A 10631-nucleotide genomic window follows, 5' to 3' on the forward strand; every position below is an offset into this window, starting at 1 on the left:
GTAATGCAATGACCCAAGTTCCGAGCTTCGTGATCGTCAATGAAAATGGCGCGGCCGTCCGTGCGCAGATCAATCAGGTGATCGCCGCCCTCAGGTCGACCAGCAGCGGCGCCACCGCCCCAACGGCGACTGCGCCAGGCATGCTTTGGCTCGATACCAGCACCACGCCGCCAACCCTCAAGATCCGCGATGCTGCCGATAGCGCCTTCGGCGCGCTGCTCGATGGCGGGGAATACTAAACCGGGCCGCGACATCGGCCCGAGACCATCCAGTACGAAAGACGCCGGCCATGCAGGACCAGAGCTTTATCGAGATGATCAACAACCTCTTTGGAGGGGCTGTCACCACGCTGATCGGGGCATTCACGGGACGGCTGATGTATCATTCAGGGGAGGTGAAATTGGGCAGACGTCGCTTCTTTGGCAAAGAGCTTCTATGGGAAATCCCTGTGGCCGTCGGCATGGCTCTGATTGGCGATGCGGCTGCGAGCTATATGGGGCTGACCCAGCCGGTCAGTACAGGCTTTGTGGCGACGCTCGCCTATCTCGGTCCCCGCGGTGCGGAAACCTTGCTGGCCGCCTGGCTTGGCAAAAAGAAATAATCACCATCCAAAAATATGATGCTCCGAATAACAAAAAAGACCCGCATGATTGACCATGATCAATGAGCCGTGTCCCGCAAAGAAACTTGATCCCGAAATGCCTACTCGCATTCAAAGCAAATCTTGCGCTTTGCATTGCCCAGGCCTAAAGATCGCAAACTTAAATCAATCCTGAAGGGTTATCATGTCGACTGCAGATTTGGAAAAGATGAGCCTTGCTGATCTCAAGGCGCTCCTTAAAGACGTTGAAAAAGCAATTAAGACCTATGAAGCGCGCAAGCTTGCTGAGGCGCGTGCCGCACTTGAAGCGAAGGCGCGTGAGTTGGGCGTGACCCTCGAAGCCGTCTTGGGCGGCAAGCCCGCACGCGCTGCATCGGGCGCCGTCGCCAAATACCGCCATCCCGAAAACCCCTCCCTGACCTGGTCGGGCCGTGGCCGCACGCCGAAGTGGATTGCGGATCATGAGGCAAATGGCGGGAGCCGCGAAGATTACGCGATTGGCTGACTACCGCCTACCGTCTTGAAACCCTAGCGCATGGTGTCCACATCACACACAGTCGTAATGAGGATGCCATGCCTACCCGCCAAGACTTCACCGATGTTCTTGCACAATTGACGGCCTCAACGGATGTCGTTGACAAGGCCAAGGAACTCGTGAGGGCGCGGGGTGGAAATTGGACGGAGCCTCAAGGCCATCTTGGCCTTTTTGAAATCCAGATTGACGGCGTATTTGGGATTGGCCCGACGCCTACTGCGGCTATTGATGATTGGATGTCGCAAGCGCGTGACGTGGTGACGGGACCGCGGTAATTCCTATGCGGTCATCTAATGATCATTCTTTCTTGAACCGATGAAGTGACTTGAGTCGTCCGTTTATGCCTGTCAACGCAGGCAAACTGCGGCCCAAGCCATTCTGAACCACCCGAGACATCAACATATCGATACAGCGCCGCCCTTCGGGGCGGCATTTCTTTTTGCTTGGGAGAGGACCATGACGCCTTTTGAGATTGCGCGCGGCTATATCGGCACGACCGAGGGGCCTGGCCCTGAGAACAACCCGATCATCATGGCGATGTATGCCTCGGTAGGGCATGACTGGGTGGAGCATGACAGTGTTGCTTGGTGCGCGGCCTTTGTCGGGCATTGCCTTGAAGAGGCCGGGATCCGGTCGACGCGGCAGCTGACAGCCCGCTCCTATCTGGACTGGGGCGTGCCGGTAGAGATTGCCGACGCCCAGGCCGGCGACATTGGGGTGATCCCGCGCGGGAGCGCAAGCTGGCAGGGCCACGTCTTCTTCATCGACCGGATCGAGGGACCGTGGGTCTGGGGTCTGGGGGGCAACCAGAGCGATGCAGTCAATGTAAAGCGGTACCCGGTCTCGAAGCTCTTGGGCGTGCGGCGTGCTGGCAATGTGGCGCCTGCTGTCACCATGAGCATCCGCGATGTGCAGACCCGTCTGCGTGCGCTTGGCTATCACGAGGTGGGTGCGATCGACGGGTTGATAGGTCCCCGAACGCGGGCGGCCATCCTCGCCTTCCGCGATGACAATGCGCTGCCGCTGGTGCCCATCATCGATGTGGCGCTGACTGAGGCGCTGGAACGGGCAGCCCCGCGCGCGGTGGCCCTAGCACGTGCTGAGGGCAGCCCTGAGCAGAGCCGCATTGTCGCTTCCGCTAATGCCCAGATTAGGCTGGGTGTCATGGGGGCAGCTGGCACGCTTGGGTCCCAGCTAGCCCCCGCCTTGGCCGAGGCGGAGCAGGCGCAGGATCTAGCGGCGCGCATGGTGGCGCTCCTGGGCATGCACAGCTGGTTGCCAGCAGTTCTGCCTTGGCTTGGCCTCGCCGTCTTCGTCGCTGTGATCCTCTACGCCCTGCGCGCCCGTGCCGCCCGGATTGAGGATCACCGCACGGGACGGACGCCATGATCGGGCTCGTAACACCGCTCATCGCTCGTCTCGGCAGGCGCGCCGCACTTTATGGGGCGCTTGCTCTAGCCATTATCTCCGCACTTGGGATTGCCATGCGTCAAGGGCGCAAAGCAGCCGAGGCCAGCTATGCCATCCGCCGCGCCGATGCCCGCATCAGATCCATGCAAACCGCCAAGGAACTCCGCCATGACATCCAAAGCTCTGATCGGCCTAAGCTTGAGCGCCGCGCTGACCGCTGGATGCGGGATTGATCCGCGCTCGTTGCGTGAAGACTGCGATTGGGTCGAACCTATCCGCCCGTCGCGTCACGATGTGCTGAGTGAAGGGACACTTTCCCAGATTGTCGCGCATAACGAGGTCGGGGCCAGGCTCTGCGGGTGGCGCCCATGAACACGGGGTACCGACCCGTTCAGTTGCGCCCACAACATTGCTTGTATTTGCGCCCCGAACCACAGGAACACGGATCATTCCGCCTTGGGCATGGAACTGCGCGGAACGGCTCGTCTGGCAAATATGGAGGCGCGGCACGCGCCAACTCTGGGCGGGTTTGGTGCAAGATCGTCGCGACGCAGTTGGGGATCATATCTGGGGCTTCTTCGTCAATCCAACGGATCTCGTCTTCGCTCAGATCGCTTTCGCCGACGTAAACCGCGTAGAGCTTGCGCAAGAAGCGGATCGATGCGTTTGTCTCTGTGTCAGCAAGTTGTGAGAACCGCGACCAAACCTCTGGTTTGAGATCCATCGCCCGAATAAATCCGTCCACCCAAGGTTCCCACAGCACCTCATCGCTATTGGGATCAATCTCGTAGATGGGTTCGATCCAAAGTGAACGGGTCATTGCCTGAGCCACGGCGTTGTAATGGCCCATCACGGCACCGATGGTCTCTTCGGCCGCATCGATGTTCGCAAAATTAGACGTGCCGTTCTCCCCCCAAACATGGTGAAGCCACAGCGAAGGGGACATCGTCTCAGGACAGGCCAAGATGCCTGTCACAAAGCCATCAAGTTCGCTCACTGTCATGGGCATTTGCGCGACGGGCAGTCGCGACAAGAGCCTGTGCAAGCGATCAAGGTCTTTGTCGGATCGGTTCATGTGTTCCCCTGGTTCGAGCGTTTTTTATGCCGGGAATTTTGAGCCTGCAATCTGCTGCAACAGCCTCTCATCGGGATCTCTTAGATGTCTTATACAAGCGAAGGGCCGGCCATCTTGATTGGCTACCCCTACAATCTTCAACTTGAGGCAGCAGTCCCTGTCTTTGCCGAAGGCGCGTCCTATGCCGGCCAACTGCGGACGCGGGCAAGCGACCCCGCCGTGTTGACCACGATTACGAGTGACGCGGGCGGCGTGCTGCGCATGAGCGATACGGTGCTGGAACTGGTCCTGCACCCGGATCAGACGGCGGGGCTCGCGCCCGGCCGGGTGGTTCTTGATCTCGTGCGCATCGATCTCGACCCCGATCTGCATCTGGGCTTCTTCCTCGAGATCCCCGTTATGCTGCCCGTGACACGGGGGCTTGCGCCATGAGTTTCGCGCCCTCCCAAACCGGACCCATCACGATCCGGGCGCCTGTAGAGGTTCGCATCGCGACCGGTCCTTACCGCATTCGGATCGGCGGCCAGCCTGGGCCGCAAGGCGCCACCGGCCCGCAAGGCGACAAGGGTGATCAAGGCGATCCCGGCATCACCATCCTTCCCACAGACACCCCCATCAATGGAGGCTTCTTCTGATGGCCAATACAATCCAGTTCAAACGCCGCCAGGCCGGCAATGCCGGCGCGCCCGCCGCTCTTAAATCCGGCGAGGTCGCTCATAATGAGGTCGATGACACGCTTTATGTCGGCAAGGGCGATGACGGTGCAGGCAATGCCACGGCCATCCTTCCCCTCGCCGGACGCGGTGCCTTTGTTGATCTGACTGGGGCGCAAAGCATTGCGGGCGCCAAGACCTTCGCGGTGGTGCCCAAATCGAGCCAGGACGCGAGCGCCAGTACCGATCTCGTGCGGAAATCGCAGTTCGATACGGGGCTGGCAGGCAAGGCGGCCAGCAGCCACAGCCATGCAATTTCGGAGGTCAGCGGTCTACAGACCGCGCTCGATGGGAAGGCGTCTACTTCCCACAGCCATGGCATTGCGGATGTGACGGGGTTGCAGACAGCGCTGAACGGGAAGGCAGCCCATGCCTCTCCCGCCTTTACCGGCACTCCGACCGCGCCCACGGCAACAGGCGGCACAAACTCGACCCAGATCGCCACCACCGCGTTCGTGCAGGCCGCGCTCACCGGCTTTGGCGCTGGCGACATGCTAAAGGCCACATATGACACCAACAACAACGGCAAGGTAGATGCGGCAGAGGCCGCGGACAGCGTTCCCTGGACTGGGGTGACGGGCAAGCCCACGAGCTTTACGCCCGCGACGCACAATCATGCGATCTCGCAGGTCACGGGTCTGCAGGCTGCCCTTGATGCCAAGGCAGGTCTTGCCTCGCCGGCGCTAACCGGAACACCCACCGCGCCGACAGCGGCAGGCGGCACCAACACCACCCAGATCGCGAGCACGGCCTTCGTGCAGGCCGCCATCGCTGCGCTCGTGGATGCGGCCCCCGGCGCGCTCGATACGCTCAATGAGTTGGCGGCCGCTCTCGGTGATGATCCGAACTTTGCGACGACGGTCACCAATGGGCTGGCGGGAAAGCTCTCTGCCGCGTCCAACCTCTCCGATCTGCCGAACAAGACCACGGCGCGCAGCAATCTCGGGCTAGGCTCCATAGCCACGCAAGCAGCCAATGCAGTCGCTATAACCGGCGGCAGCATCACCGGCGTGACGCTCGATGGTGGGACCTTCTGAGCTGAGCGCAGGCTTAGGTTCCTTACAAGCTGCCGCGATCGGCGATCTTGTATGCGCGGAGCAATGTGCGCTGCGGTCGCTCTGGTCCCCGCATCCCGGCGCCCATGTTCCGCAATCCCCCATCCCCACTCCCCCCACATGAGGCAATGAAGGAGACGGCCAGATGGCTAGCATCATTCGTATGAAGCGTTCTTCGGTCGCCACCAAGGTGCCGACCACGGCCCAGCTCGATCTGGGAGAGCTTGCGATCAACACCCGCGACGGCAAACTCTTCCTCAAACGCGCCGATGGCACAGAGCAGATCGTCGAGGTGGGGGCTCGCTGGGGTGCCTTCACGGCGCATGCCAGCGGCACGACGCTGACCTTCCGCCACAACGGCACCAACATCATGACCATCGATGCCTCGGGCAATCTGACGGTGCTGGGCAACGTCACAGCCTTCGGGAGCCCGTGATCCATGCCGCTTCCCACAACAGGGCCGCTGTCGCTAAGCCAAGTGAACACCGAGCTTGGCCGTCCTGCCACGGCCACGATCTCGCTCGGCGAGGCGGCCGTGCGCAATCTTGCTGGCGTGCCGAGCGGGCCCATCGGCAAAGCCAGTCTCCGGGGTAAGTCCGCGCAGTTCTCACACACGATCAGCGCGCATCAGCTGCATCTGAACTTGCACAGCTACCTCCTAGGCCAAGGCTGGGACGGGGCAAGTGCTGCGACGGTCACCATCGCGTCCGGCATATACATCTGGTCCGACAACACCTCGGTTCCCGCGCTCGACATGGGTGGTGCCTTCCCCGGTGGGCTCACCCTGATCAACAACGGCTTCATCATGGGTAAGGGTGGCGATGGCGGTTACCTGACCTCAGGGCGCGCCTCCTACATGGCCCCGACCTCTGGCGGGCCTGCGATCGCACTGACCGGCCCGATCACCATTAACAACACCAATGGCTATATCGGCGGGGGTGGTGGCGGCGGGGCAGGGGCGACCGGTGCCTATAGCCTCTTCTTCAACGCCACAGAGATGTTCTCTCCCGGCGGTGGTGGTGCAGGCGGTGGACGGGGTGGCCCCGCCAACAATGGCACCAACACAGGCGGCACCACGCTCGGCGGCTTTGGAGAAGGCGGTGCGATCGGCCAGATCGGCTCGGTTGCATCAGGCAATCCATGGCCGGGTCAAACCATCGCCACCCATGGTGGGGCGGGCGGGGCATCTGGTGCCGTGATCCACGGGGCATCAGGCGGCATCTAGCAAAAAGGAGACAGATGATGGGTGGTGGCGGATCAGTACAAACCGTGCCGGTTGGCGGGCTGTCCGGCCAAGGCGGAGGGCGGATCCTGCCTGGCACGGCTGGCGATGTGGGTGAGGTCTACACGGTACCAGCGCGCAGTGTACCGGGCGTCGTGATCAATGGCGGCTACCCGGACCTCAGGCCAAACGCGCCACTTGGTTGGAACTTGGATACCGCATGGTGCCAGCCGGGTGGCGGGCCGGGTGCATTAGGGAAAAGCTCGGACTTTCCAATCTTTGGCTGGGATGGCGGCAACGGGCTCGTCCTAGAGAGTGGGATGGGCGGCGGCGGCGGCGGCTGGGGTGCCGCTGGGGGTGCTGCCGCAGCGCTCGTCTTCGACAGCGCCAGCGGCTTTGAGAAACGGGTCAATAACGCAAATCCCGGCGGGGCGGGCGGGAAAGCCATCAACACCAATGGTCATGCCGTCACCTGGCTGGGTGGCGCCAACCGAGCCTATGGAGCCGTCGGATGAGAACCTCATTGCAGTTCTTCAAGGATATGGGCGTCTGCGATGGCGCCTATGCGGTTCTGGAGCGCGTGTTCCAAAGCGCGGGCGTGACCGAGTTCGATTACGCCGCCGGCTACGAGATGATGCTTGGTATGATGGATCAGCTCGAGATCGCAGCGACCGAAAGCGGCGAGCCCGGCCATGACACAGCGCAAGGTTGGCTGAAATGGTGCCATGAGCTGCGCGAGCGCCCTGAGGCCATCATGTATTTTGGGGACCATATCGAAGAGAACCTGTTCCGTACTGCAGACGGCCATCTCCACGAGACGCTAGCCGCTGCCCAAGACCACCGTCGCCGCAGCTTTGCCGAGCAACGTCGTGATCACGCCGCTGCTAGGGTGATCAACGGTGTGCGGATCGGGCCCGAGGGCGCTGAGACTTGGGAGGTGGTTGATCCCACGGATACTGCCCTCGCCGGATACGACGCATTCGTATGGCATGACAGTACGACCGGGCTGAACCATCGGACTGAGAGTATCGAGGAGGCCATCGCGTTCGATGCTGAGCAGGCGAGGGTCCTGGAGCGCATTGATGCTGCAGAAGCTGCGGCGCGGATCGTGCGTCGGATTAGGGACGAAAGTGGGGCGTTTGCCATTTGGGTACGCGTGGAGGAGGGGTGAGCCTCAATAGACACCATCATAACCCAACTTCATCGTATATGCCCCTTTGCTGGCCGGCTGGTATCGGGCTTCTGGTAAATCGGCATCAAGCGCATAAGCCGCATCAGTCGACGAATGCGCTTGTAGTTCACGACATACCCCTCGTTGCGCAGGTGCCATGTCATCTGCTGCACGCCGTAAAACGGTGTCTCGAGGAATTGCTTGTCGATCACCACCATAAGGTCGAGGTTCATGGCCGTCTCGCCCATCAGCTCATAGTAAAACGACGAGCGCGCGATCGACAGCAGGCGGCATTGCGCCCCGACCGACAGGCTTGGATGGTTTTTATCAATCATCTCGCGCCTCACCTGCCGGTCCAAGGCTTGAGCTTTCTGGACAAAAAATCGTTGGCCACAGCCAGCTCCCCGATTTTGGCATGCAGTGACCGCACCGTCTCCTCATCGATCTCCGGCGCCTTCTTACCGCCCCGTTCAAAGATGTCGGCTGCGCCGTCTAAGAGAGACTTCTTCCACTAGTGGATCATCGTCGGATGCACGCCATATTCGGCGGCCAGCTCCGACACCGTGCGCTCGCCCTTCACGGCTTCCAGCGCCACACGAGCTTTGAACCCAGCGTCATGGTTCCTGCGTTTCTTCATCTTCTGATCTCCTCGTTCTTGGAGACCAGCAGACGTCAGATCGTAGCTTACGTCACTGTCCGATTTTCGGGGAGCAGCTCAGAGCGTGTCATAAGAGTTCGGACAAGACCTGTTCAGCCCAGGCCATGAAGCGTCTTGGTTTCCAGGTAATCCTCTAGCCCCATCATCCCTCCTTCACGGCCATTACCAGATTGCTTGTAACCACCGAAAGGTGAGCCATAGTTGAAGCCGCCCCCGTTGATATGGATCGCCCCGGCGCGAAGGCGTGTGGCGACGCGTAGCGCCCGCTCCGGATCGCCGGTCTGCAGATAAGCCGCAAGCCCGTAGGGCGTGTCGTTAGCAATCTCAATGGCGTCAGCCTCGTCCTCGAATGGAATTATGACGAGCACAGGGCCGAAGATCTCTTCCTGAGCTATGCGCATATCGTTAGACACATCGGCAAAAATCGTGGGTTTGGCAAACCATCCAGACGTGACCCCTTCGGGCTTGCCAAGGCCACCAGCCAGTAGGGTCGCCCCCTCGGCAAGCCCCAGTTGGATCATCGCTTGCACGCGGTCGTATTGGATCTTGTCGAACAGGGGCCCGATATGATCCCCCGCTAGCTCTGGGTTGCCGACCCTGATGGCGTCTGCGGTTCGTTTGGCAATTTGCAGTGCTGCGTCATAGCAAGAGCGCTCGACCAAAAGCCGGGTCGGCGCGTCGCAGGACTGGCCGGTGTTGAACATGCATTCCCGAACCGAAGCCGACACCCGCGCCTCAAGGTCACAATCGGCGAAAACCAGGTTCGGCGACTTGCCTCCCAGTTCCAGCGTCACGCGCTTGACGGTTTCGGCAGCGTCGCGGGTGACGGCGATCCCGGCCCGGGTCGAGCCAGTAAAGGACATCATCTGGATGTCTGGGTGGCGCGATAGCGCTGCTCCGACGGTTGGGCCATCCCCGTTCACCAGATTGAACACCCCCGGCGGATAGCCCGCCTCGTCAATGATTTCGGCGTAGATCATCGCCGAGATCGGCGTGTACTCCGAGGGCTTCAGGACGCAGGTTGAACCAGTGGCCAGCGCAGGAATGACTTTGAGCGCGATCTGGTTCATCGGCCAGTTCCAAGGTGTGATCAGCCCACAGACACCGATCGGTTCACGCATAAGTATGTCGCCGTTTGCTAGCACCTTGCGCTCTTCAAGTTCGTTCAGCGCGTCGATGAATCCCTGCAAATGGCCAATCGCCGCATCCGCTTGGGCAGCCCGCGCCATGGTGATCGGCGCACCCATTTCCATTCGCATCGCCTGCGCCAGATCCTCGAAGCGCCTTTCGGTCGCGGCCTTCAACCTTTTCAGAAGATCAAGCCTCTCTTGTTTGGACGTGGTTGAGAAACCGGAAAATGCCGCCTTCGCGGCAGCCACGGCGCGATCCACGTCCGCGGCGTTGCCCATGGCCACCGTGCCGATCTGGGCCTCGGTCGCCGGGTTCAGCACCGGTAGGGTAGCCGGGGACAGAGGTTTGACCCAATGTCCACCGATGTAGAATTTCGTCAGCTTGAGCATCTGCCCGGTCCTTTTTGTCAGCGTGCCTTGGCGATGGCAGTTTCGGTCAAGGTAACGACCTCGGCCAATGTGGCGGTGCGGGGGTTGGTGCGGGCGGCACTGTCTTTCAGGGCCTTTTCGGCGATCCTTGCGGCGCAATCTGCTGGCACGCCAAGCTCGCCCAAGGATTTCGGAATCCCGATCTGGTCGAGCAGCGCCTCGACGGCCGATATGAATCCTTCGACTGACGTGTCCGCCAAGTCCATCGCCTGCGCCATACGGCGGACCTTGTCCTCCTGTCCGGGCAGGTTAAAATGCAGCACCACTGGCAGCAGGATCGCATTGGTCAGGCCGTGCTGTGTATTGAATTCGGCCCCGACCATGTGGGAAATCGCATGCACAAGCCCAAGACCCTTAAGGAAAGCAATTCCGGCCAGGCAGGACCCCGTCAGCATGCCCCCGCGTGCGGCCAGATTCTGCGGCTCTTCGACAGCTAGGGGCAACCACTTTGCGATGAGGGCAAGCCCTTCCAGCGCCAAGCCATCGCACAAGGGGTGGAAACCTGGCACCATAAAGGCCTCGATGGCATGAACGAGCGCATCGGCCCCTGTCCAAGCCGTGAGAGTTCTTGGCAAGCCGATAGTAAGCTCAGGATCCAAAAGGGCTAGTGCGGGCTTCAGATCCGGGTGCCA

The 10631-nt window shown here is 61.0% G+C and carries 17 protein-coding genes; 12 read left to right on the forward strand and 5 right to left on the reverse strand.

Annotation, left to right across the window (positions count from 1 at the left end; translation table 11 throughout):
* Positions 1-8 precede the first annotated feature (8 nt).
* The 5 genes from JJ869_RS09945 to JJ869_RS09965 all read left to right on the forward strand — a co-directional run bounded on the left by JJ869_RS09945 (position 9) and on the right by JJ869_RS09965 (position 2779).
* Positions 9-239, forward strand: a complete 231-nt coding sequence (locus JJ869_RS09945; protein ID WP_292266680.1) for a hypothetical protein — start codon at positions 9-11, stop codon at positions 237-239.
* 50 nt (positions 240-289) lie between these two features.
* Positions 290-601 carry a phage holin family protein gene (locus tag JJ869_RS09950; RefSeq protein ID WP_292266682.1) on the forward strand — a complete coding sequence of 104 codons (312 nt, stop codon included), beginning with the start codon at positions 290-292 and terminating at the stop codon, positions 599-601.
* 184 nt (positions 602-785) lie between these two features.
* Positions 786-1106 (forward strand): H-NS histone family protein, encoded by a 321-nt coding sequence (locus JJ869_RS09955; protein WP_292266683.1) that lies wholly within the window; start codon positions 786-788, stop codon positions 1104-1106.
* Between the two features lie 486 nt (positions 1107-1592).
* Positions 1593-2525 carry a TIGR02594 family protein gene (locus JJ869_RS09960; RefSeq protein ID WP_292266685.1) on the forward strand — a complete coding sequence of 311 codons (933 nt, stop codon included), beginning with the start codon at positions 1593-1595 and terminating at the stop codon, positions 2523-2525.
* A complete protein-coding gene (locus JJ869_RS09965) occupies positions 2522-2779 on the forward strand; it encodes a hypothetical protein (RefSeq protein WP_292266686.1) in 258 nt (85 codons plus the stop codon). The genes JJ869_RS09960 and JJ869_RS09965 overlap by 4 nt, the downstream gene beginning before the upstream one ends.
* A gap of 158 nt (positions 2780-2937) precedes the next feature.
* On the opposite strand, the gene JJ869_RS09970 is transcribed toward JJ869_RS09965, so the two are convergent.
* Complete coding sequence (locus JJ869_RS09970) at positions 2938-3621, reverse strand: UPF0149 family protein (protein WP_292266689.1); 684 nt, start codon at positions 3619-3621, stop codon at positions 2938-2940.
* Between the two features lie 84 nt (positions 3622-3705).
* Here JJ869_RS09970 and JJ869_RS09975 point away from each other — a divergent pair, with 84 nt between their 5' ends.
* From JJ869_RS09975 to JJ869_RS10005, 7 genes are all read left to right on the forward strand, one after another.
* Positions 3706-4053 (forward strand): hypothetical protein, encoded by a 348-nt coding sequence (locus JJ869_RS09975; protein ID WP_292266692.1) that lies wholly within the window; start codon positions 3706-3708, stop codon positions 4051-4053.
* A complete protein-coding gene (locus tag JJ869_RS09980; protein ID WP_292266693.1) occupies positions 4050-4256 on the forward strand; it encodes a hypothetical protein in 207 nt (68 codons plus the stop codon). The genes JJ869_RS09975 and JJ869_RS09980 overlap by 4 nt, the downstream gene beginning before the upstream one ends.
* The gene (locus JJ869_RS09985; protein ID WP_292266694.1) at positions 4256-5371 is read left to right on the forward strand and encodes a head decoration protein; all 1116 of its coding nucleotides are present in this window, start codon (positions 4256-4258) and stop codon (positions 5369-5371) included. Before JJ869_RS09980 ends, JJ869_RS09985 begins: the two co-directional genes overlap by 1 nt.
* 163 nt (positions 5372-5534) lie before the next feature.
* Positions 5535-5825 (forward strand): hypothetical protein, encoded by a 291-nt coding sequence (locus JJ869_RS09990; RefSeq protein WP_292266695.1) that lies wholly within the window; start codon positions 5535-5537, stop codon positions 5823-5825.
* A 3-nt stretch (positions 5826-5828) separates the two neighbouring features.
* A complete protein-coding gene (locus JJ869_RS09995; RefSeq protein ID WP_292266697.1) occupies positions 5829-6614 on the forward strand; it encodes a hypothetical protein in 786 nt (261 codons plus the stop codon).
* A 14-nt stretch (positions 6615-6628) separates the two neighbouring features.
* Positions 6629-7126: a hypothetical protein gene (locus tag JJ869_RS10000; RefSeq protein ID WP_292266698.1), complete on the forward strand. Its 498-nt coding sequence runs from the start codon at positions 6629-6631 to the stop codon at positions 7124-7126.
* Positions 7123-7782: a hypothetical protein gene (locus JJ869_RS10005; RefSeq protein WP_292266699.1), complete on the forward strand. Its 660-nt coding sequence runs from the start codon at positions 7123-7125 to the stop codon at positions 7780-7782. Before JJ869_RS10000 ends, JJ869_RS10005 begins: the two co-directional genes overlap by 4 nt.
* Positions 7783-7811: 29 nt before the next feature.
* Here the strand turns inward: JJ869_RS10005 and JJ869_RS10010 are convergent, their stop codons facing one another.
* From JJ869_RS10010 to JJ869_RS10025, 4 genes are all read right to left on the reverse strand, one after another.
* Entirely contained in the window at positions 7812-8117 is a 306-nt protein-coding gene (locus JJ869_RS10010; protein WP_292266701.1) for an IS3 family transposase, read from the reverse strand.
* Between the two features lie 176 nt (positions 8118-8293).
* Positions 8294-8419 (reverse strand): transposase, encoded by a 126-nt coding sequence (locus tag JJ869_RS10015; RefSeq protein ID WP_292266702.1) that lies wholly within the window; start codon positions 8417-8419, stop codon positions 8294-8296.
* Between the two features lie 113 nt (positions 8420-8532).
* Positions 8533-9960 carry an aldehyde dehydrogenase family protein gene (locus tag JJ869_RS10020; protein ID WP_292266704.1) on the reverse strand — a complete coding sequence of 476 codons (1428 nt, stop codon included), beginning with the start codon at positions 9958-9960 and terminating at the stop codon, positions 8533-8535.
* 17 nt (positions 9961-9977) lie between these two features.
* Positions 9978-10631, reverse strand: a 654-nt coding sequence (locus JJ869_RS10025; protein ID WP_292266706.1) for an iron-containing alcohol dehydrogenase, incomplete at its 5' end; no start/stop codon positions are given.

Source organism: Marivita sp., assembly GCF_017643905.1.
GTDB lineage: Bacteria > Pseudomonadota > Alphaproteobacteria > Rhodobacterales > Rhodobacteraceae > Marivita.